Genomic DNA, 23,317 nt, shown 5'->3' on the forward strand with positions numbered 1-23,317 from the left:
GTTTATAATAATTTTCAATTGAAAAGCCGTTTAGTTTTACTAAACGGTTTTTTTGTTAGTATAATGGTTCAAAATATTTTGCGTATAGATACGCAATTGATTGCTTTTTTGTTCTATTTTTGTATAAATCAGTGATATAGTATATTACTTACAAATTTCATTATGAGATTTATTTTATGTAATTCAAATTCAATTAAATGCCTAATAAAAAATTAATACAGAAATTAGGTTTTCTGCCTAAAGAAAATGCTTCAGATATTTTTGTAAAAAAATATGCTGATAATTACTGTATTGAAATTGATTTCGGAAAAAATGTTTTTCATTTTGGAGGAAAGATTAAAATTCAAGGAAAAGAAACTCAGAATATTAGTAAGCCAGAGGATTGGGTTGTACTTGAATGTGTAAATAAATTTCTTGAAAAAGGTTATAAGCCAGAAAATATTTCTCTGGAGAAAGTATATCCGGCAGGACATGGATTTTCTGGGCGATTAGATATTTGTGTTACTCGCGACGATGGTTCGGAATATCTTTTAATTGAATGTAAAACTTACGGAAAAGAATTTGAGAAAGAATTTACCCGACTTAAAAAAGATGGAGGGCAACTTTTTACTTATTTTAAGTTTAGTAATAAAGCAGATGTAATAATGCTTTATGCTTCTGAATTAAAAGGAAATGAAATTGTCTCAAGAAGTGAAATCGTAAAAATTGAAGATGATTATCGAAGTGGGGATGTAAAAGATTTTTATGAAAAATGGAATAAATTAACCAAAGATAATGGTGTTTTTGATTCTTGGGTAAAACCCTATAATTTTGAAAGTAAAGCACTTTCAATAAATGATTTAGAAGAAATTCGTCAGGAAGATAGCAGTTTTATCTTTAATCGGTTTCTTGAAATTTTACGACACAACGTAGTTTCAGATAAAGGAAACGCCTTTAATAGAATCTTCACTCTTTTTCTTTGTAAAATTTATGATGAAAAGAGTAATGAAGGTACTGATAACGAATTAGGTTTTCAATGGCTGGAAGGAATTGACAATCATAGAAGTTTTCAAATTCGTCTGACCGATTTGTATAAAAACGGGATGCATGAGTTTTTGGAAAAAGTAGTTACAGATTTTTCTGAAACGGAATTTAAAAACAGATTTCCATTTTTAAACGATGAGCAAAGAGAACCAATTCTTGAAGAGTTCAGAAAAATTAGATTAGAAAAAAACAACGAATTTGCAATAAAAGATGTTTATGATGAACAATCATTTAATGAAAATGCTATCGTTGTTAAAGAGATAGTAGAGCTTTTACAGAAATACAAACTTCGTTATACCAAGAAGCAACAATATCTTTCAGATTTCTTCGAATTACTTTTAACTACAGGTTTAAAACAAGAATCAGGGCAGTTTTTTACGCCAGTTCCTGTTGCACAATTTGTGATTAAAAGTTTACCAATTGATACAATTCTAGAAAATAAGTTAGCTTCTGCTAAAATAGATAACGATACACTTTTGCCTTATGTGATGGATTATGCGGCAGGAAGTGGGCATTTTTTAACAGAAACAATGCACGAGATGCAACGTTTGCTGGATAAAAAAGATGATAAAAAATACCATCCAAGTGTTGCTAAGAAAATAAGAAATTGGAAAGATGATCATTTTGCTTGGGCAATACAATATGTATATGGAATTGAAAAAGATTATCGTTTAGTAAAAGTTGGTAAAGTTGGTTGCTATCTGCATGGCGATGGCTTAGCTAATGTGATTCACTCTGATGGCTTAGCTAATTTTTCTCATCCTGATTATAAAGGAAAATTATTGAATAAGGACAAAGATTTTCCGCAAGACAACAAACAATTTGATATAATAGTTTCAAACCCTCCGTATTCAGTTTCAGCATTTAAAAATACAGCTCGTTCTTTTTATAAAGACAATGATTTTGAGCTTTATAATAAACTAACAGACAATAGTTCCGAAATAGAATGTTTGTTTATAGAACGTACCAAACAGCTATTGAAAGATGGTGGTGTAGCAGGAATTATTTTACCAAGTTCAATTTTGAGTAACACGGGAATTTATTCCAGATCTCGAGAACTTATTTTACAATATTTTGATATAATAGGTATTACTGAGTTGGGATCAAGTACCTTCATGGCGACAAATACAAGTACTGTTACATTATTTTTGAGAAGAAGAAATAATTATGAAAGTGCTAATCTTAAAATTGCTGTAGAAAAGTTTTTTAGTGTTTTGCAAGATGTTACTTTAAACGGAATTGAGAAACCAGTAACTAAATATGTAGATCATGTTTGGGAGGGAATTTCATTTGAGGATTATATTTCTTTATTAAAAAAAGAACCAAATAAAGCAATTGAAGAACATGAGATTTATAATGAATATAAAAAGAAATTAAAAGTTAAAAACGATAAAGAATTCTGGAATTTACTTTTAGAAAAAGAAGCGGATAAATTATATTATTTTTTAATTGTTTACTCACAAAAAGTTGTAATAGTAAAATCTAATAAAGGATTAGCAAAAATAAAAACAGAAAAGAAAAAGGAAAAAGAAGATGAAAAACGTTTCTTAGGCTATGAATTTTCTAATAGAAGAGGAAGTGAAGGGATACACCCAATGCAAAGAGGCAAAAACATAGAAGATTACACACAATTATTCGATCCTGAAGTTTTTAATAATCCTAAAAAAGCAAGTACATATATTTATAAAGCTTTCCAAGGGGATTTTGATTTTCCTATCGATGAAGTTCTGCAAAAGAATATATCTCGACACAACTTGGTTGATATGATAACTTTTGATCGTGTAGATTTTGAGAAAAATATTTCACTTTCGGTTAAAAAAAAAGTATCGATTGAAAGTAAATGGGAATTAGTAAGAATTAAAGATATCTCTTTAGAGATAATAAATGGTAGTACACCACCAAAAAATGAATATAATTTTTGGGATAAAAAGGAAATAAATTGGTTAACCATCCCGGACTTAAGCTTTAATAAGTTAGATGTTTCTAAAACTGAAAATTATGTTTCCAATTTCGCTTTAGAAAACAAAAAAGTTAGAATTATTCCTAAAAACAGTGTCTTAATTAGTTGTACTGCAACGATTGGAAGAGTTGGGATTAATTCGATTGAATTAACGACAAACCAGCAGATTAATTCAATTATTTGTAATGAAAATATTTTACCATATTATTTAGCAAATATCTTAAAAATTCAAAGCAAATCATTAGAAGAATTAACATCTAATTCAGGTGTGAAACATGTTAATCTTCAGATGCTTAATAATTTTAAAATCCCTCTTCCTCCGAAAAACATTCAACAAAAAATTGTTGATGAAATAAAATTTTTGGAAAATAAAGAAACAGAAACGATTAAAAAAACATTAGAATTACGAAAAGAAATTAGGAGTGTCCTCATAAATATCAATGGAGAGCAAAAAAAGTTGCGTAGTATATGTAAATATTCTGAGACAAGAATTAATTCTACCTTATTAACTTCTGAAACTTATGTTGGAGTTGATAATTTGCTACAAGATATGGTTGGCAAAGTGAATTCAAATTTTCTTCCTGATTCAGGTACATTAACAGAATATAAAATTGGAGATGTTTTATTGTCAAATATTAGACCATATTTGAAGAAAATTTGGTTTGCGGATAATAATGGTGGTAGTTCAAATGACGTTTTAGTATTGCAAAAAACGGATGAAGATGTTGATTCAAGATATATTTATTATATTTTGAGACAAGATGAATTCTTCGACTATGAAATGTTAAAGCCTAAGGGTTTAAAAATGCCCCGAGGAGATAAACAGCATATTATGGATTATATAATTCCAATTCCCCCACTTTCAGAACAGCAAAAAATAGTTTCAGAAATAGAAAAAATAGAAAAAAAAATAAAGATTTTAGAAAAAGAAATGACTGAAATACCTAAACAAAAAGAAGCGGTTTTAAAGAAATACTTATAATAACTTTATAAAAGAAAAGCCGTCATTTTTTATTAAATGACGGCTTTTCTTATTAGAATGTATTGAGGCATAATTTTTTAAATTAGTTTAATCCGTGGCTTTACTTTTGTAAATCCGTATTATCCGCGTCCCTCCCTTTATAGACAATTTAAGTTCACAACTTTTTACTTAGTCTCTTTTATCGCCTGGATGCCAAAAAAGAAACGTGCTTTCTTAAAATTAGTGCTAAATAATAAATGTTGGTTTCATTACAAAATAGCCAATCAGATTCATTGAATGCGATCGTCTGTCTGCTGTGTAAAGTGCGAAGCTAATGTTATAATTAGCTGCTCCGTTTCCGATTACATCAGCTTGGTTATACCAGTGAATTATCTCATCAACATGTTGAATAGGGAGAGGATTTTCTCTAGATGCTTGAATTCCTGGCATATTAAATAAGCCAGATCTAAAATCATTAAACACATCTGCGCCGCCCGTTCTTTGTATGTTGTAGATTATGACTGCATTTTCGGAATTGGCATATTCAGATATAGCATACAATCGAACAAAATCACCGTAAGCTGCATTAACAATCAGGTCTGTTGAGCCACTTCCTGTACTTCCAGCCAGACTAGAACTCACCATGTACTGATATTGGTGTCCTATTTCTGTAGGATTTGCAGGGTCTTTACTTCCTTCATTAGAATACTCTCTTTTTATCTTATCGGTGTTAATGATTATTTGAATGTTGGTCACGTCTATAGGATCGCCTATTCCTTTGCTTGAAGCTTCTAAGTTCTTTGATTCAGAATCCATTTTGATTAATTTTATGATTTTACCTACTCTTTGTTTTTAGCTTTTCGGTTTCTGCTGAGGTTTATTTCAAGCCAAAATTAAAGGAATCTCAACTGTTTGAATAGCGTATAAATACCCTGTTTTTATGATGTAGTATAGGTCTATAATTGGCAAACTACATTGGTTTTGAGCGTATGTTGAGTTTGCCGATTATAATAAATCGTATAAAAACAAAAAGCCGTCATTTTTATAAATGACGGCTTTTGTTATTCTGATTGATGTAGGTTTTATTCTTTTACAATCTTTATCGTTTTTTCACGACCTTCAGATTTCACTTTAAGGAAATAAATTCCTGTTGCTACATGTGATAAATCAAGATCTGAATGCAAACTATTTATCTTTTTATCCAAAATGACCTTTCCAGTAACAGAAAAAAGAGTTACTTCATCAATTACCGAAGCGTTTTCGATGCTTAATACGTTCTTTACAGGATTAGGATGATACTTAAAATTGCCAAGTACAAAGTCAGGGTTTGATAACGTATTTAGTTTTACAGTTACCGCTAGTCTTTCTTTACTTTCAATATTATTAATAGTTTGAGACGCATAATAAGTAGTGTTATCTACTAATACAGTAGATAATGGTAAAAAAGCTTCGTTTAACCTTTTAGTCTTTCCAGATGGCGAAGTTGCATTACTATACCATTTAATACCAGTAACGGGAATATTAATATCCGCAAGAGTTTGCCCAGCGGTAAGATTTAAGGTAATTGCTTTTTTGCCCTCTACAAGAGGTGCAGGAGGGGTAATTGTAAGGGATACTATATTAACCCAGCAGTAGTTAGAATCTCTTACGATTATTTCGTAAGTGTTTGGCACTAGGTCTGTAAAGGTATTATTTGTCGAGGAATTATTTAAAGTAGGCGAAATTGCATACGTGTATTGATTAGTTCCGCCAGTTGCATTAACCGTTATTGTTTGGTCTGTAATTACAGCAGTAGCTGTAAGTGCTTTAGGTTCCTGAATTTCTATAGGGTTCATTACAGCACATCCCATCGCATCTTTAATAACTACCCTGTATCTGCCTGCAGGCATATTATGAATAGTGTACCTGTTTTCATATACACTCACTCTTGCATCCATTTTTTCTTCAACAAAACAGCTATATGGAGGTGTTCCTCCAGATACAAATGACATTATTTCGGCATTGGTATCACCATTACATCTAAGCATGGTATTTACTGTCATCGCCTGCAAAGGAGGAATAGTTATATCTTGTACAACTACAGTTGCTGAAGCGGTGCACTCATTATTGTCTAAGGTGTATATAGTATATGTTCCTGCTTTTACTTCAAAAGAGTTTTCTTTTTGGTACTTAATACCGTCTATTGAATATCGGTAGGAAGGTGAGCCTCCTGTAGCATTTAAAAATAATATTGGGGTATAACATGCCGAATATCTAATTGTAACATCTACGGCTAAATTAAAGTTTATGTTTAAACGGAAAAATTTTAGGGTAATATTTCCTTTGTTATAAATTCGGACATAAATATTTTTAGAATCTACAGTACTTACAAATGAAGTCGGATTTGGAATTGCATTAGCATTGTTTGTAGCGTCATACTCACTAAGATGATAGCTAAGTGTAGTTTCGGCAGGATTTAAGTCTCCAATTATTTCGTTTTTTCGAATAGTAAAATCAAATAAAGTATCTCCATTACAATGTATAATAGGACTAACTATACTAATTTGTGCATAAAAGTTAAATGATGTAAATAAAAATAATAGATAAAGTAAAGTTTTTTTCATAGGTATCGGTTTGTTAAAATCGTCAACAAATATACTTAAAAAACTGAAATTTAATAAAATATGTATTTATAATGATATGATTTATGAAAAGCAATGAGTTTCCGTTGTTATAGGATAGCTTTTTTTATATGTTGGTTTTCTATAGCCGAGTTTATTCTTGTAGATAGTTCATTATAATCGGGATTGTAGTTATCCCATATTTTCCAAACATCCTCCCTTTTTTTAATAAAATAAGTTTGCCTGTTTACTTTATTAAGAACAATCGATATGGCATCGTTTTCGTCTTTCCACTCTAAATTCCAAAATTCTTTTACGGTTAGAATGGCGATTTCATCGGTAATACTAGAGACTTTAAAATCGAAAATTTCAAAATTAGATCGATTGTCAATACAGTTTAAATGATAATTTAATCTTGAATAATTTTCGAAAAGATCCTTAATTCTTTTAGAAAAAGGACTTTCACTAAAAACATAATTTGACAAATTCGAAATATTAATTTTGGGTAATTCCTTCAAACAATTAAACTCTCCCTGACAATAATCGGCAATCAATGATTCAAAAAAAGATATAGATTCGGTTTTGTTTTCAATCTCCGATGATTTATTATAATCTGTTGCTTCACAATTCAGAAAACTATTTAAAGAAGGATGACCAATAAATATGGCTAGTTTGTCTAAGCTTTTTAAGAAACGTAAATCAGATTTTTTAGTTTGAGAAGAATCGTTTGTAAATATTCTTTGTAAGGTGGCGCTCGAGATAGAACACCCAAGTTCATTCCTCTTTGAACCTTGCATGAATTCTGATTTTTCTAAGCAATCAGATATTATTTCCGATAGAATAATATAATGAGCCCTTTTCCATTCTTTAACACCAGATAAAGTACTGTTTTGTATAATAGGATGGGATTTTATGCCTTCTACTAATTTGTCTATTATGATTTCCATATTGTGAATGTTGTTTAATAATTGACATTGTTCTTCTTCGATAATTAAATTTAATTCATGTTATAGGAATACTCTAAGCATAGTTATGCGTAAGATAAGTTGGAGTTATGAGTCTGTTAATGTTAATGTTATGCTAAAAATACTAATAAATTCGTAAATAATTGCTGTACGAAATAATTAATAACTAAAAACAACAAAACCATGAAAAAACCACTTATTAAATTTTCGATTAAAAAAATTGCCCTTCTGTTTTTTGCCTTACTAGCTTTTTATTCTTGCGAGAAAGGTAATGATCAAGCAGAGAGCGATGTTCAAGAGAAATTAATGGACGGCGATGTCAATCTTCTTGACAAAGGAAGATACGGACTAGCGCCAATGACTGATGAATATTTAAAGAATATTCAGTTTCTAACACCAAACGAATACCGTTTAAAAATTGCTCAGTTAAGACCTGATTTAGTTTCAGAAACTCAAAAATCGACTTTGACGGCAAAAATTGCGGCTAGCAAAAATTTGCCAACTCCGCCAGTTGGAGATCAAGGGAGTGAAGGATCTTGTGTAGGATGGGGTGTAGGTTATGCAGCACATAGTATTGCTAGATATCTTAATAACACCGTGCATCAGAGTAATTGGTATAATGCATCAAGAAGTGCGGCTTATGTGTATAACCAAATAAAACTGGGTAATTGTGGAGCAGGTTCTTATCCTAATGATGCCATGAATTTAATAAAAAACCAAGGCGAATGTGCCGAATTTCAGATGCCATATATAGCGGGAGGTTGCTACACACAACCATCTACACAACAAAAAAACTGGGCATCGGTTAGAAAATCAGGCGGATGGTTTAATGTAAACCCAACGAGTATTGCAGATATTAAATATTATCTAAATCAGAATTATGCCGTTGCAGTATGTTTTGATGTAAATCAGAGTTTTTATGATATCCGTAATAACAACCATGTTTGGGCTAATCTTTACGGAGGCAGACAAGGCGGACATTGTGTGTGTATTGTAGGATACGATGATGCAACCCAACTTTTTAAAGTGCAAAATTCCTGGGGTGCAGGCTGGGGTCGTAGTGGTTTCTTTTATGTAACCTATAATAATATTGCCAATGGAGCATTTAATTGGGCAGGATGTATTATTCCTAATCCATCGGCAAATTCTTAGTACGCAGATTAATTTATGATTAAAAAGAGGTTGTCCGAAAAGTGATTTTCTAGGCAGCCTCTTTATTGTTTTTCTTCAGATTGTTATATATGTCACCTCAACGGGGTTTAAAAATGATTTTAGATTTTTGACCAACGATTTTAGATTTCAGAAGTACAAAACCTCATAAAATCAACGTTCCTATTATTTATTAACACAAAATCAAAAATCAGCAATCGTTAATCTTCAATCAAAAATCTTTTAACTTAATGATATTGTTCTCTGTAAATTAGAATTTTATAATCGTGGAGTTTAACTCAGTTTGCGAAATTAATTCCACGAACGAATTAGTGATAATTAATGAAATTTGTGTTTATTTTTAAACTAGCCTCTTTTTATTGCAGATATACATAATGGTTGTAATAGTCTATAATCGCTTTACCCTGAAGTAAAACATCGGCTCCTATAATGCCATGAACAGGTCTTGCTTTGTATTGTCGTAAAGCTTCGTTTACATGCGAAAGATCAAAAATTACCAAAGCAAAATCTAAATCTTTCCAAGAACCGATTTGTAATATATTGTTAGATGCCGTTTGGGTAAGCATTCCTGTTGCCCCAGCTCCGGCAGCTTTAGTTTTTGAAGCTTCAGCACCCAATGCAAAACGTTCTATACTCTCAAAACCTACACAAGTATTAGATGCACCAGTATCTAATATAAAATTCCCGGAAATACCATTGATTTTGGCTTTTATTAAAAGGTGTTGCGTTTTGGTAACTTTGAATTTTATTTTTTTGTATTTCTCTTTTTTGAGAACATCGTGAAGGTTTTCCATTTTTGGTACTGATTGAATATCAAAAATAAACCAATTACAGCCAATAAACTAATGATGTATAGCATATAATTTGAAGATTTCTCTTCTGTAGAAATTGAACCATAATACACAAAAGAACTCCAATAATAAGGAGATTTCTTGGCATTTGGAATCGATTTGTTGTTTAAAAAATCAAGTTTAGCATTGGTATTGGCTTCAAAATAGGGAACGTCGTTTTTGATGTTTTTATAAAAATCAGCCATAAAAACTGATGTTGTATAATCGTTTACTTTCCATAACGAAAACAATAAGTTCTGAGCACCAGCAAACTGAAAACCTCTTGCAATACTCATAGCGCCTTCGCCTTTATATAATTTTCCGATTCCTGTTTCGCAGGCACTCAAAACGACCAAGTCAGGATTTAGGGTAAGATTATATAATTCTGAATACAGGATTTCCTGATCGTAGAACTTGATGCTTGCAGGAGTTTCGACATCGCCAGAAGAAGCGTGAGTACTTAAATGCAAAATAGAGTATTGGGAAGCATTGTTCTTAAAGTTGGCAAAAGTAGCATCAGAGTTCTCAAGAAACTTGCCTTGAAAGTTTGTTTGTATCGATTGCAATTCCTTTTTGGAATAACTTAATTCGTAAGCCGTTTTTTCGAAAATAGGAAAAATACCTAAAACGGTTTTTGCTGAATTTGAAATAGGCTTCGCATTGATATAAAAACTAGCCGAAGTGTTATAGGCAATTTTAAAATCATGGAGTAAATAATGCATTTTGGCAAAATTTGTAGTTGATGATTCTTGTGTAATCAAAGCTTCAAATGGCAAGAAATTAAGGATTCCGTCGGGAACAATAATGAGGTTTTTGTAAATAGTATTTTTAGGTAATTTCAGCATATCAAAAACTTTTTTTCCGACTCTGTTATATCCAGAAATATCGTCGTTAATGTTATTTGAATTACTGAAATATTGAATGAATCCCATAATTTGAGGCATTGCTGTATCGGTGATATTAAAATGATTTAATGTAATTCTTTGGTCATGTAATGTAAAATAATAGATTTCGTCAAACCCCATAAAATAATAAACCATTACAGCTTTGTCTTTTTCTAGTTTTGATGACAGCGTTTTTAAATCACAGGTTTCGGGAATGTAATCAGGGTTTTTAGATTGTATTTGTTTTAAAGAAAGCATCAATTTGTTTTGCTTTTTTATGGCTTTATTGATGTTTGCAATGTTTGCTGAATCTCCTTTTTGCTGTTCTTTTAAAATTTCATTGTTTAAGTTTTGAAGCTGTTGCAATAATGATTTTTCTTCAGCAGAAGCGGTTTTGATATTTGATCGATATCCTTTTAAAATACCAGATTTGGTTCGTTCAGATAACTGAAAAGCTTTTTCCAGATATTGAATTTTGTTTTCTTTTTTAAACAACTCATCATAAATTGAAATGCATTTTTCAGTACGATTACGTGCTCTGATTTGTGTAATGATTTTTGAGTTTTCATAAACCAAAACATTCATCAATAAATCTTCAATATCAAAAGAAAGCCTAAATGCTTCAAGTGCTTTTTTGGGTTGATTTTGTTTAGAAAAGATTTCTGCTTGCAAATCCAGAACATCAATCAAGACCGTTTCGGCATATAACTGATTTTGATTTGGCAGTGTATTTTTTGAATTATAATTCGGAATCAGGATTTTAAAAATAGCCTGAACTTGTTTTGCACTTTCATCATATTTTTGTTCATCAAAAAGCAACAACGCTTTTTCATAATATAGTTTTGCCAGTTTTCGCGGTTGTTGATTTGGTGTTTCTAAAAATAACTTTTCTGCTTTTTCTAAATAAGAATTTGCAATTTCAAATTGTTGCCATTGTCTGTTCATCGAAGCCAGATTGCGATAAGAATTGGATAAAGTTTCGGATTGACCTTTTTCGTTTTTTAGATATCTTATAGAAGATTCAAATGCTTTTTTGGCGTCGTCCGGCGAATTTCTAATCAATATAAGTTGTTTTAAACCTAGCCAATAACTATTCCCCAGATTATTCCATAATATCCCTTTTTGAGAATTTGATAAAGGCTCTGTTTTTAAAGTGCTTTCTAATAACTCAATTGCCAAAGAAATTTTACCAGAACTCTGATAAACATTAGATAAATTAAGAATTGCTGCAAGTTTTTGTTTCTGAGCTTCGGGATAATTCTTAGACGTATTTACAATATAAAAATATTGTTTTATGGTATTTTCGGCACTATCATAATCGCCCAAAACGGTATATAGATTACCTAAAGGTTTCAGGCAATATTCGATAATATCGTAATCTTTCAGCTTGTTTTTTTCGTAAGTCTGCCAAGCTTTTTCGTAACTAGTAATTGCTTTTTCCGTTTGCCCGAACTGATTTTCATAATAGGCTTTGTTGCAGTTTAAAACTACGATGGCCAGTAATTCGTTTTTGGTTTTAGGGTTTTGGTTTTTCCAGAAAGAGGTTTCTGTATTTGTTAGATTTTGTAATGCTTTCGCAGATGGATGTGCTATAAAAGAATCGATTGCAAGGTATATTTTGTCTTCCTGACGTTGCCCGAATAGAATTATTGTTGAGAAGAATAGTATATAGCAATATAGTTTTTTCATAGATGTTTTTGTTTCACAAAGGGATTTAAAGGTTTGAGTAAAAATGTTGTTTCGCAAAGGTTCGCAAAGCTTTTTCGCAGAGATTCACGAAGAAAGTTTACCGAAAATTAAAAGCATCAATTAAACAGAATCCTAATTTGTGGAAATTTGCGGAATTTGTGGTAAACTTTTTTTTAAAACTTCGCGCATCTCTGCGAAAAATCTCTGTGTAACTCTGTGGTATAACTCTTAAAACTTCCAAATCCCATAAAACTGGAAATAATTAAAATTCTGTTCAAAGTTTATTACATAACGCGCGCCTAAACTCGGGCCAATTCTGGCAAAACCTACTGTTAAGTCAAATAAAATTCCTGTTTTAAAATTGGCAAATGAGTTTTTTACAGTGGTTGATTCTGTTTTGGTGTCCATTAAATACTGATCAGTTCCACCCTCAAAGTTTTCAATTTTTACTGTTTGATTTTGCTCTTCCGAAACATTAATATTGGCTTGTAAGCCAGCGCCAATCCCGATGTAATTATTAATGTTATAGCGAATAAGAACGGGAACTTCCCAGTTGATATTTTTGTTTTCGGTACCTGTTGTGGTACGTTGTAGTTGTTTCACACCATTTGCCCCAACGACAATTTGATCACTAGTTGTTACACCATTTTCATATTTGTTTATAGCATTTAGCCATTCTGCTTGCCAATAAAAGCGGTAGGATTTGAAAGGGGAAATGGTTGCACCCACAAAGTAACTCGTCGATTTATCTAAATCAGGATATAGATTATAACCCGCTTTTGCACCAATAGATATTCCGGGTAGGAATCTTGTAGTGGCATAATTGGTAATAATGGGTTCGTTTTTATCGAATATTATAGAGGTTCGGCTTCGGGTTTTTACTTTATGAAAGTCATCGCCAAACTTCATAGAGTATTTTACAAAACCTTTGGTACTGTCTTTTTCTTTTACATTTTTTTGTTCGCTTCCGGGTAAATAGATATTCTTGAAGGTAAAGAATATTTGCTTTTGTTTAATAATTGTATCTAAACAGCTTGTGGTTGGGATTTCGTCTTTGGGACAAATAGGGCATTTTGGGTACATATCTTCTATCTGAAATGTTTTTTTGTCGAACATATCAGGAATATCCGTTTCGAGTCTAATCATTCTTGCCGGACCTTCGCCGTTGTTTTGGAAACGGGTCTTAAAATTGACTCTTTTAAAACGCACCAATCTGTAATTCATAAAACTTCCGTTAGAACCCATTTTATTTGGGTCGTGAGAAGTCACAATTTCCATTTCGAGGTTTTTTATTTTATGGTTTTTATAACTTCGATTAGGTACAAATATCCCTCGCATGGTTACGGTTGCGCTGGTATCTTTAATCATTTCGGGAGTGGTCTTAAATGTGTAAAATACATTTCGGGTTTCACTCGGGTTGGCATCGTCAAATTCTAGAACTGAAACATTATGATAGGTTTTGTTTGCTTCTAGTAATGATACATCTAGATTTTCTTCGGTGGTTGTGTTTCGGTATTTTTTGATTTTAATGTTGTTTTCGGCTGAAGCCAAATAAGTTCTGGTATCGTCAAGATCATCTACAACAGCAACGGTATTTTCTTTTATTTCGCGTTCGCCAGCGTAGGTTCGGAAATCGACTAATTGGAAATTATTGTCTTTAAATTGTTTTTCGTTGTAAAAAAGATAGAGTTTTCCGCTGGAAACATAGTTTTCCAGATTTTGATAACTTACTACAACTACCATTTCCTGATCTGGAATTGGATCACAATTTTTTAGGATTGCAAATCCGTTTTGGTCGGCAATCGAGGCAATATCTTTGTAATTGTTGTCGGTAATATCATTAATGGCAACTTTTTTAGGTCGTGTTGCGGGAGGTTTTCCGTTATCGTAATTGTTGGTTACGGCAAGTCTTGTGGTATATGCCCCTTTGTTTTTATAAACATGTTTGGGTTCGGCTTGTTTGCTGTAATGTCCGTCGCCAAGTTCCCATAAATAAGAATAGCTAGGTTTTGGTGCTCCAGCAATAGGAATTAATGGTGGGGTTTCGGGTTTGAAACTTAACAGATTTCCGTTTGCACTATAACCAATATTGGCTCTTCGGGTTATGGTATCTTTTACTTTGGTTTGTGAGAAAGAGAATATAGATAAAAGAATAAATAATATAGTTGATAGTGGTTTCATAACTATTGGTTTTTAGCCCTGATAGTAGTGGAAATCCTTTTCCTGACTTCTTTAGGAAGGAAAAGATTACTTCACTTAATTCGTATTTTAATCGGAGTTCAGTGAACTTCGTTTGTAACGAATAGCAGGATTAGCTTCTTAAAATCACAGGATTAAATCTTAAAACTGGATTAAATGTAAAAAAAAGTGATGAGCAAATCACCACTTTTTCTTAAAAAGTATTTTGTAAGTTACTGAATAGCATTGATTGCCGCTATCAGTTGGGCTTCGGTGCCGACTGTTGTTTCGGCTAGTGTAAAAGTATAAACATCATTGGCAGCAACTGTAACTGCTTTGATAGCGTAACGCCATTGACCATTATCTTCGGTTACAAAAATCACATGACATGCAAGACCAATTGGGATTTGTCCGTAGTGTTCGCTAAATAATCCTGCTGTTGTATAAGTGTCTAGTTTTGCAAGTGCATTTATTCCTTCGCCATCGTAAGATAAGTAAATGGCACTGTTATTGTTGTCGTATCCTTCGGGTGCTTTTACCAGAAGTGTAGTTTTTGGTCTCGGATCGCTATAAAATCGGTCTACGTTTGTCCAGCCAAAGTTTCCAAAGGTTACGTAATAATTACTTGCTTCGCCTTTAACTCCACCGTTTCCGCCATTTCCTGTGCCATTTGGGTTAGGTTGTTCCCAGGCTAGTTCTCCTCTGTCATCAATTACACCATTCCATAATGTCATTGCATTGTCTAAACCATCGGTTAAACTTGCAGGAACGATTAAATTCATAGGGCAAGATGTTTTAAGTTCAACTCCGCCTTGAGTGGCTTTGACGAAGAATTCACCTCCGGATATTAACAAACTTTTCTTCCCGTCGGGCATAATTCCCATTGTAGGTTTGTTGGTGATAAGCATATTTCCTTTATCAAAAAGCTCGATGTATTCGATATCGACAACTCCTGTTGTGGGGCTTCCGTTTTTAGTCAAGCAGTCTCCGTTAATAGTAAGTTTAACTCCTTTGGCAGAAGTGATTGTTACAACACCAGTTCCTGCTGTTATTGTGAAATTTTGTGTGTTTTTCTTGATTCCTTTTTCGGTGATACCTTTAAAAGCTGCTCCCGATGGTGGAATTACAAGATTGCTGTTGTCGCCGTCGCTATTATCGCAACTTACGAATGAGATTATTGCTAAGAATAAAAGCCCGATTGTTTTAAAATTTGTGTTCATGATTTCTAGTTTTAATGGTTGTTATAGTAATAGATGTTTTGGGTTAAAAATTTGTTACCCCTGTTTTTGGTTTATTTTTAAATTACTTTAAAACCAAGGGCAATATAGGGTTGTGCGTAGTTAGGAACTGGACCTCCGGCGCCATAAAAATTGGAGCTTAAGAAAACAGCATTGCCTTGGGTGATAGGATAAGGCACTGTCGTAAAATTGGTTTTTCTTAAAATACGCCCTACTGTTTGGTTAAGTACGGTGTAACCTGGCAGAATTGTTCTTTTTACAGTAATAATATCCCCTGAAGCTATTGGTACTGGCGTTATAGATTGATAATCTAGTGTGGTTTGCGAAAAAGTATGAATGCCTGTATAAGCAGCACTCGTAGTTGTATTTGTAATCTCGATAGTATAACCGCCTGTGTAAGTGCTTGGGTTTTGATATCCTACGGTACAAATTTCTCCATTGGCGTTAATCTGGATTGTATATTCGTGTGTTTCTAAATCCATAGTTGTAATATCATCATAGCCGTTTGCGGTTGTAAAGGCAGTTGTAATAAGTGTAGAGACATAGGTTGAGTCGCAAACATTATTAGTAGGGTCATTGTCATTATCACAACTCGAGATTGTAAAAGCTGCGATGTATAATATTAAAGTTGGTAGTGTTTTCATGATTTCTAGTTTTAATGGTTTTTATAGTAATAGATGTTTTTGTTGGAATAATTGTTACCCCATTTTTTGAATTTATTTTAAAAGGCATTTTTCTTCAAAGAGATTTCCGTCTTCGTCTAAGGCAACAAGGATGTTTTTTTTCTTAGAAAGGGTAATGATTAGATAAGCCCAAACAATCGACCAAAAGCCTAGTGTGATACAGGTAAAGAATAAGTGTAGGGAATGGTTTATTTCTTTTTTCTCTTTGGATAAAACCACATAAGGTAATTTTTCATTGTGCTCAATGATTACAAATCCGTTTTGGATTTTGGAAGAAAGCATCTTGTGAAATTGTTCCAAATTCTTCTCGTTTATAAATTGATAACTTTCCATTTTCTTGATTTTAAATTGTTTTTAAAATGCCGTTGTTTTGGTATATCAACCTGATTATATAATTGTTACCCCTATAATTGAGATTTATTTTCAGATTTTTTTTACATTAGCTAATTAAAAAGTCATTTTATGGGCCAATCTAAAATTCATCCTGATCAAATGTATATTGAAGGGCTTGCCGCAAACGACTCGGCGGTGATTCAATCTATCTATAAAAAGTTTGTTCCCAAAGTGGTTTCGTACGTAATGGACAATTCTGGTGATAAGGATCGGGCGCAAGATGTAGTACAGGAAATATTGATCTTACTGTTTAATCAGGCCAAAGCCAATAAACTAGAATTGACTTGCCCATTTGATGCATACTTTTTTTTATTATGCAAAAGAAAATGGCTCAACGAATTGAAAAAAATATCAAATAAAGGGGTAACAATTAACGAAGATGCAGCATCTATAAATGAATCTGCACACGAATTGGCTGATCAAACCGAAGAATTTGAAGAGAAACAGCAATTGTTTGATGCTATGTTTCATAAATTAGGAGACAAGTGTCAGGAGTTATTAAAGCTGAGTTTTACAATAAAATCAATGGAAGAAGTAGCAGAGAAACTAAATGTAACTTATGGCTATGTTCGAAAAAAGAAATCGTTATGTATTGGTCAGTTAACAGAGTGGATTCAGGAAAACAAAAACTTTAAATCGCTAAAAAAATAAATAGTCATGAACGAAGAACACTATATATTATTCGACCAATATCTTCAGAATGAAATGACTGTTGGTGAAAGAAAAAAATTTGAAAAACAATTGGCTGAAGATTCAGAATTTGCTTCGGCATTCGAAACTTTTAAAACCGTAAATCTTCAATTGGAGACAAAGTTTGGATATGAAGAAGAAAGAGAAGCTTTTAGGAAAAATCTAAAACGTGTTTCTGATACTCATTTTAGTAAAGAGAGAAAAACCAAAGTGGTATCATTAAAAGCATGGTATTATGCAGTTGCTGCATCTGTAGCTATTTTAATTGGTTTGTTCTTTTTTAATTATGAAGGAAATCCAGTTTTCGAGGATTTTAATAATCCCGAACAAGCTCAATTTACAGAAAGAGGAGAGGAGAGTGTAACTTTGAAACAAGCCGAAATAGCTTTTAATGCCAAGAAATATAAAGAAGCAATTCCGCTTTTTGAGGAAATTCTGAAAGTTAATAAAACACCAGAAATTCAATATTTTTATGGAGTTGCTTTATTAGAAGAAAGTCAGTTTAATAAAGCCGAAGCTATTTTTAATGAATTAAAATCGGGAACTCCTGTTTATAAAGATAAAGCTCTGTGGAATCTCGCCTTAATTAAATTGAAGCAAAAAGATTATAAGTCATGTAAGGAAATCTTACAGACAATTTCTCAAGATTATGAAAACTATGATGATGTTCAGGAGCTTTTAAACGAGTTGGATTAAAGGATTATTTCGCTAAACACACAAAGAGTTTACACAAAAGATTCGCAAAGAGTTAAGATACTTTACGAATTTTTTGTGGAGTTACTCGTGGGACTTCGACTCCGCCTCAGGATGACAAGATTGGGGAAAAGGGACAAGGTTCAGAGAAACAAAGGCGCAAAGGTTTTTTGTAGAGACGCACCGCAGTACGTCTACGCAATATAGGTTTATTCATAATGTAATTATATGTCAAGCTGAGTCCGTTCGACTTCGCTCAGGATAAACTCAGTCGAAGTCCCGCAAGCTTCATCGTAAATGGTACGCGGATTAAACGGATTTTCTATTCGCAATCTTGTCTTCCTTTCAGCCTAACAAGATTGTGTGTAAAGCAATGATAAATAGAAATTAAAGCAACATTTTTTGTTTCTTTTTTTATGATTGTAATCAAATTCGGATTTTAATTTCTAAATTCGATTTTTGCAAAAGCACTAACCTCAAACTATTTATAATTTTAACCTCTTTACTGAATGCAAAAAATTACCCTATTTCTTCTTCTTGTTTTTTCACATACCATTTTTAGCCAAACCAAAATTACCGAAACCGAAAAATTAGCTGCCACTTGTAAAGTATGGGGCTTTTTAAAGTATTACCACCCAAAAGTAGCCAACGGTGATTTTAACTGGGACAATCAACTTCTTGAAGTCTTACCGAAAATAGAAGAAGCAAAAACTAAAAAAGAGTTTTCATTGGTTTTGGAAAATTGGATAGTTTCTTTGGGTGAAGTAAAAGATATTGCGCCAATAATTGATCCAAAAGGTGTGGCGTATTTTGATGAGAATTTTGATTTAAGCTGGATTGATAGTAATAAATTGTTTTCGAAAAAACTCTCGACGAGCTTAAGATTTATAGAGAACAATAGATTCCAGACCGATGAGGAAATAGGACCAGGATATAATCCTTTTAAAAACGGAAATTATTTTGACCTTAAGTACGATAATAAAAATTTAAGAATTTTATGGATGTGTATGTATTGGAATCTAGTAGAATACTTTTTTCCAGACAAATACCTTATGGATAAAAAATGGGATAAAACTCTAGATGAGATATTGCCTTTGGTTCTTGAAGCGAAAAACGAGGATGATTTTTACGCAGCTATGATGAGAATGTCTACCAGACTCAATGATAGCCATGTTGAATTTGTGACATATGTATCTAACAAAAGTATGAAATACTATTTCCCTGCTGATTGTAAAATAATTGATGAGAAAATGGTGGTTACAGAAATTCTGGGCGATAGTTTGGCAGAGGCGAGTAATATTAAAATAGGAGATGTAATTGTTAAGATAAATGATAAAACCATTGCAACGCTTATTTTAGAAAACAGGGATCTTGTTTGTGCTTCAAACGAAGCTTCGTATTTAAACAAAATCGTAAGCTCAATTTTGATGTCTGATTCAGATAATGTTAAAGTTGAGTTTCTAAAAGATGGAAAGTCCGAAATAAAAGCAATGATGTGGTTTGATTATCACGATTCCCATAGGAATGAGTTTAAGAAGGGAGCAATGAAAAAGAAGGAAAAGTTTAAACTCCTGGATAATAATATTGGATATGTGAATATGGGAGTTATAAAAGTTAGGCATATTCCGGATATGATTGAAGCATTAAAATCTACAAAAGCAATTGTTTTTGATATGAGAAATTATCCAAACGGAACCTATGGAGAAATCGCGAATTTCTTAAATGCTCACGAAGAAAATTTTGCAATTTATACCTATCCATATTTAAATTATCCCGGGAGATTTATATGGACTGAAGGAACAAATTGTGGCTCTGAAAACAAAGATAATTATAAGGGAAAAGTTATTGTATTGCTCAACGAAGATTCTATGAGCCAGTCCGAATGGACAGCAATGTGTTTTCAGACTGCAGGCAACACCACAATTATAGGAAGTCAAACCGCTGGCGCAGATGGAAATGTAACAGAACTTGATTTTAAAGGATTCCATACAAGATATTCAGGAATTGGGGTTTATTATCCAGACAAACGCCAAACACAAAGAATCGGAATCGTTCCTGATATCGAAATTAAACCTACCATTCTAGGGATTCAGCAAGGAAAAGATGAGGTTTTAGACCGTGCCGTGAAATTTATTGAAACTGGGATTTAGTTTTTTGAGAATAAAAAATCCGTTTTTATCTGCGTTTTCGCTTAAGCGAATCCATTTAATCCGTGTTCCATTTACCGTAATACATGGGGATTGTAATCAAATTGGGAAAGTTTTTAATATTGTCGTAATTTTGGGCTTTTAAAATTATAAAATTGAACCCAACAACAATTATTACCGATACACATACACATTTATATTCAGAAGAATTTGACCAAGATAGAGGTGAAATGATTCAGAGAGCGATTGATGCAGGTGTTTCTCGTTTTTTTATTCCTGCTATCGATGCAGCTTGCACAGAATCAATGTATGATTTAGAGCAGAAATACCCCGATAATGTATACTTAATGATGGGTTTACATCCCACTTACGTGAAAGATAATTATCTCGATGAGCTTAAACATGTAGAAACGGAATTAGCAAAACGAAAATTCTACGCAGTTGGAGAAATCGGAATTGATTTATACTGGGATAAAACCCATTTAAAAGAACAGCAAATTGCTTTTAGAACTCAAATTCAATGGGCAAAACAATATAAATTGCCAATCGTGATTCATTGTCGTGATGCTTTTGATGAAATTTTTGAAATCTTGGAAGAAGAAAAATCAGATGAATTATTTGGTATCTTTCATTGCTTTACTGGAACTCATGAACAAGCATTACAGGCGATTTCTTATAATATGAAACTTGGAATCGGAGGCGTGGTGACTTTTAAAAACGGAAAAATCGACCAATTCCTGAATCAAATCGATTTAAAACATATTGTTCTCGAAACCGATTCGCCTTATTTAGCACCAATTCCTTTTCGCGGAAAGCGAAACGAAAGTAGTTATTTGCTGAACGTTGTATCAAAATTAGCCGATATATATGACGTTTCTGAAGAAGAAATAGCAGTAGTAACTACTCAGAATTCCAAAGACGTTTTTGGGATTTAACTAAGAACGTATGATACTTTAATTTTTTTTTTGTTCATTTGTCCACTTAAAAATAGATATTTATAATGCAGAAATTTGATGCGATTCGACCGTTTTATGATTCAGAAGTAAATGAAGCCCTTCATGGTGTGGCAAATCATCCGATGATGAAAGCGATGATGAATTTTTCATTTCCAGAAGTAGAAGACGAAGTTTGGAAGGAACAATTGAAGAAAACACATTCTATTCGTGATTTTCAATGCAATTTTATTTATCAGACAATTCAAAAAGTTCTCGAAAGAAGTTCAGAAGGATTAACAACTTCAGGATTCGAGAAACTAGAAAAAAACACTTCTTATTTATTTGTTTCTAATCATAGAGACATTCTTTTGGATACAACATTATTAAATGTTTGCTTGTTTGAGCATGGATTAGTAATGACAGCTTCGGCAATTGGAGATAATTTGGTTAAAAAAACGTTCTTAAGCGTTTTGGCTAAATTAAATCGTAATTTCTTGGTTTTACGTGGACTTTCACCTCGTGAAATGTTACAAAGCTCTAAGTTGTTAGCGGAGTATATCGGACATTTATTGTTTCGTGAGAACCGTTCGGTTTGGATTGCACAACGTGAGGGAAGAACCAAAGACGGAAATGACGCTACAAATCCTGGTGTTCTTAAAATGTTAGGAATGGGATCTGATGAAGCAAACCTGATGGATTATTTCAAGAAAATGAAAATAGTTCCTGTTTCGATTTCATATGAGTACGACCCAACCGATGCTTTGAAAATGCCACAATTAATGGCAGAAGCGAATAATGAGATTTACATTAAAGAAAAAAATGAAGATTTCATGACCATTTTAAGTGGTATCATGGGAACTAAAAAAAGAATACATATTTCGGTAGGAGATGTTCTGGATAAAGAAATTGACCTAATTGCTGCTGAAAATGACAATTCGAATAAACAAATTCAAGCATTGGCGCAAGCTATAGATGATTCGATATTAAAGAATTATAAATTATGGCCAACCAATTTTATCGCTTATGATATTTTAAACAAAACCGATAGATTTGCTCATTTGTATAAAGAGAATGAGAAATTACTTTTCCAACGTCGTTTAGAAATGCGTATCGGTAGCGATAACCCGATTGCAGTACAGGGATTCTTGGCAATGTATGCTAATCCTGTTGTCAATAAATTAAAATACCAAGATGTCATCTAAAGCCAAAATACTTTTAATTTATACCGGAGGAACTATCGGTATGAGCAAAGATTTTGAGACTGGAGCGCTCAAAGCCTTCAACTTTAGTAAACTATTACAAAAAATTCCTGAGTTGAAACAATTGGATTGCGAAATCGAAACGGTTTCGTTTGATACTCCAATTGATTCATCGAATATGAATCCTGAAGAATGGACAAAAATTGCTGTGATTATCGAAGATAATTATGTGTCTTTTGATGGTTTTGTAGTTCTTCATGGTTCAGATACCATGTCATATTCAGCATCGGCATTAAGTTTTATGCTGGAGAATTTATCTAAACCTGTTATTTTTACTGGCTCGCAATTACCAATCGGGGATTTGAGAACTGATGCCAAAGAAAATCTTATAACAGCGATTCAGATAGCTTCACTTCAGAAAGACGGAAAACCTGTAATCAATGAAGTTTGTTTGTATTTTGAATACAAATTATACCGTGGTAACAGAACTTCTAAAGTAAATGCAGAACATTTCAAGGCTTTTACTGCTCCAAATTATCCTGAATTGGTAGAATCTGGAGTACATTTAAAATTAAATTCGCATTTGTTTTTACCTATAAAAACAGCTTCGAAATTAATCGTTCACAAAAAATTAGACAATCACGTTGCCATAATAAAAATGTTTCCCGGCATGAGCGAAACAGTTTTGACAGCAATATTGGCAATTCCGGACTTAAAAGGAATTGTTCTGGAGACTTATGGATCTGGAAATGCACCAACAGAAGATTGGTTTCTTAATGCTATTAAAAAAGCGATTCAGTCGGGTATGCACATTGTAAACGTAACACAATGTTCGGGCGGAAGTGTAAATATGGGACAATACGAGACAAGTACTGTTCTTAAAGAACTTGGCGTAATTTCTGGAAAAGACATCACAACCGAAGCGGCAATTACAAAATTAATGTATTTGTTGGGTCACCGAATCGAAGTTGAAAATTTCAAAACTATCTTTGAAACTGCTTTACGTGGCGAGATTTCTCTTTAAATTCAGTTAAAGATATAAGTGATTTAAGTTCGTTTTAGTGAAACTTTCAATTCAG

Annotated in this window: 17 protein-coding genes; 8 read left to right on the plus strand and 9 right to left on the minus strand. The window is 32.7% G+C overall.

What is annotated here, in order from left to right; genetic code table 11:
* Nucleotides 1-197 precede the first annotated feature (197 nt).
* Nucleotides 198-3,965 carry a restriction endonuclease subunit S gene (locus OIU83_RS10345; RefSeq protein WP_264206179.1) on the plus strand — a complete coding sequence of 1,256 codons (3,768 nt, stop codon included), beginning with the start codon at nucleotides 198-200 and terminating at the stop codon, nucleotides 3,963-3,965.
* A 225-nt stretch (nucleotides 3,966-4,190) separates the two neighbouring features.
* Here OIU83_RS10345 and OIU83_RS10350 read toward each other — a convergent pair whose 3' ends face one another.
* From OIU83_RS10350 to OIU83_RS10360, 3 genes are all read right to left on the minus strand, one after another.
* Nucleotides 4,191-4,760, minus strand: coding sequence for an inclusion body family protein (locus OIU83_RS10350; RefSeq protein WP_264206180.1), 570 nt, complete (start codon nucleotides 4,758-4,760; stop codon nucleotides 4,191-4,193).
* A 266-nt stretch (nucleotides 4,761-5,026) separates the two neighbouring features.
* Nucleotides 5,027-6,547 carry a T9SS type A sorting domain-containing protein gene (locus tag OIU83_RS10355; protein WP_264206181.1) on the minus strand — a complete coding sequence of 507 codons (1,521 nt, stop codon included), beginning with the start codon at nucleotides 6,545-6,547 and terminating at the stop codon, nucleotides 5,027-5,029.
* 107 nt (nucleotides 6,548-6,654) lie between these two features.
* Complete coding sequence (locus OIU83_RS10360; protein ID WP_264206182.1) at nucleotides 6,655-7,491, minus strand: hypothetical protein; 837 nt, start codon at nucleotides 7,489-7,491, stop codon at nucleotides 6,655-6,657.
* 201 nt (nucleotides 7,492-7,692) lie between these two features.
* Here OIU83_RS10360 and OIU83_RS10365 point away from each other — a divergent pair, with 201 nt between their 5' ends.
* Nucleotides 7,693-8,661, plus strand: a complete 969-nt coding sequence (locus tag OIU83_RS10365; protein ID WP_264206183.1) for a C1 family peptidase — start codon at nucleotides 7,693-7,695, stop codon at nucleotides 8,659-8,661.
* A gap of 374 nt (nucleotides 8,662-9,035) precedes the next feature.
* Here the strand turns inward: OIU83_RS10365 and OIU83_RS10370 are convergent, their stop codons facing one another.
* From OIU83_RS10370 to OIU83_RS10395, 6 genes are all read right to left on the minus strand, one after another.
* Entirely contained in the window at nucleotides 9,036-9,473 is a 438-nt protein-coding gene (locus tag OIU83_RS10370) for a retropepsin-like aspartic protease (protein WP_035622161.1), read from the minus strand.
* Nucleotides 9,425-12,082 (minus strand): CHAT domain-containing protein, encoded by a 2,658-nt coding sequence (locus tag OIU83_RS10375; protein WP_264206184.1) that lies wholly within the window; start codon nucleotides 12,080-12,082, stop codon nucleotides 9,425-9,427. Before OIU83_RS10375 ends, OIU83_RS10370 begins: the two co-directional genes overlap by 49 nt.
* 228 nt (nucleotides 12,083-12,310) lie before the next feature.
* Nucleotides 12,311-14,263 carry a PKD domain-containing protein gene (locus tag OIU83_RS10380; protein ID WP_264206185.1) on the minus strand — a complete coding sequence of 651 codons (1,953 nt, stop codon included), beginning with the start codon at nucleotides 14,261-14,263 and terminating at the stop codon, nucleotides 12,311-12,313.
* Between the two features lie 230 nt (nucleotides 14,264-14,493).
* Nucleotides 14,494-15,480 carry a hypothetical protein gene (locus OIU83_RS10385; protein WP_264206186.1) on the minus strand — a complete coding sequence of 329 codons (987 nt, stop codon included), beginning with the start codon at nucleotides 15,478-15,480 and terminating at the stop codon, nucleotides 14,494-14,496.
* A 77-nt stretch (nucleotides 15,481-15,557) separates the two neighbouring features.
* The gene (locus tag OIU83_RS10390; RefSeq protein WP_264206187.1) at nucleotides 15,558-16,142 is read right to left on the minus strand and encodes a hypothetical protein; all 585 of its coding nucleotides are present in this window, start codon (nucleotides 16,140-16,142) and stop codon (nucleotides 15,558-15,560) included.
* Nucleotides 16,143-16,214: 72 nt separating this feature from the next.
* The gene (locus tag OIU83_RS10395; RefSeq protein WP_264206188.1) at nucleotides 16,215-16,514 is read right to left on the minus strand and encodes a hypothetical protein; all 300 of its coding nucleotides are present in this window, start codon (nucleotides 16,512-16,514) and stop codon (nucleotides 16,215-16,217) included.
* Between the two features lie 129 nt (nucleotides 16,515-16,643).
* On the opposite strand from OIU83_RS10395, the gene OIU83_RS10400 reads away from it, so the two are divergent.
* The 6 genes from OIU83_RS10400 to OIU83_RS10425 all read left to right on the plus strand — a co-directional run bounded on the left by OIU83_RS10400 (nucleotide 16,644) and on the right by OIU83_RS10425 (nucleotide 23,262).
* On the plus strand, nucleotides 16,644-17,225 hold the full coding sequence (locus OIU83_RS10400; RefSeq protein ID WP_264206189.1) for an RNA polymerase sigma factor: 582 nt from the start codon (nucleotides 16,644-16,646) through the stop codon (nucleotides 17,223-17,225).
* Nucleotides 17,226-17,231: 6 nt separating this feature from the next.
* Nucleotides 17,232-17,960, plus strand: coding sequence for a tetratricopeptide repeat protein (locus OIU83_RS10405; protein ID WP_264206190.1), 729 nt, complete (start codon nucleotides 17,232-17,234; stop codon nucleotides 17,958-17,960).
* A gap of 506 nt (nucleotides 17,961-18,466) precedes the next feature.
* Nucleotides 18,467-20,107, plus strand: a complete 1,641-nt coding sequence (locus OIU83_RS10410; RefSeq protein ID WP_264206191.1) for a S41 family peptidase — start codon at nucleotides 18,467-18,469, stop codon at nucleotides 20,105-20,107.
* A gap of 152 nt (nucleotides 20,108-20,259) precedes the next feature.
* Nucleotides 20,260-21,039 (plus strand): TatD family hydrolase, encoded by a 780-nt coding sequence (locus tag OIU83_RS10415; protein ID WP_264206192.1) that lies wholly within the window; start codon nucleotides 20,260-20,262, stop codon nucleotides 21,037-21,039.
* Nucleotides 21,040-21,104: 65 nt separating this feature from the next.
* Nucleotides 21,105-22,241 (plus strand): 1-acyl-sn-glycerol-3-phosphate acyltransferase, encoded by a 1,137-nt coding sequence (locus OIU83_RS10420; protein ID WP_264206193.1) that lies wholly within the window; start codon nucleotides 21,105-21,107, stop codon nucleotides 22,239-22,241.
* Nucleotides 22,231-23,262, plus strand: a complete 1,032-nt coding sequence (locus tag OIU83_RS10425) for an asparaginase (RefSeq protein WP_264206194.1) — start codon at nucleotides 22,231-22,233, stop codon at nucleotides 23,260-23,262. The genes OIU83_RS10420 and OIU83_RS10425 overlap by 11 nt, the downstream gene beginning before the upstream one ends.
* The last annotated feature ends 55 nt before the right edge of the window (nucleotides 23,263-23,317 follow it).

This window comes from Flavobacterium shii, assembly GCF_025847235.1.
Lineage (GTDB): Bacteria > Bacteroidota > Bacteroidia > Flavobacteriales > Flavobacteriaceae > Flavobacterium > Flavobacterium shii.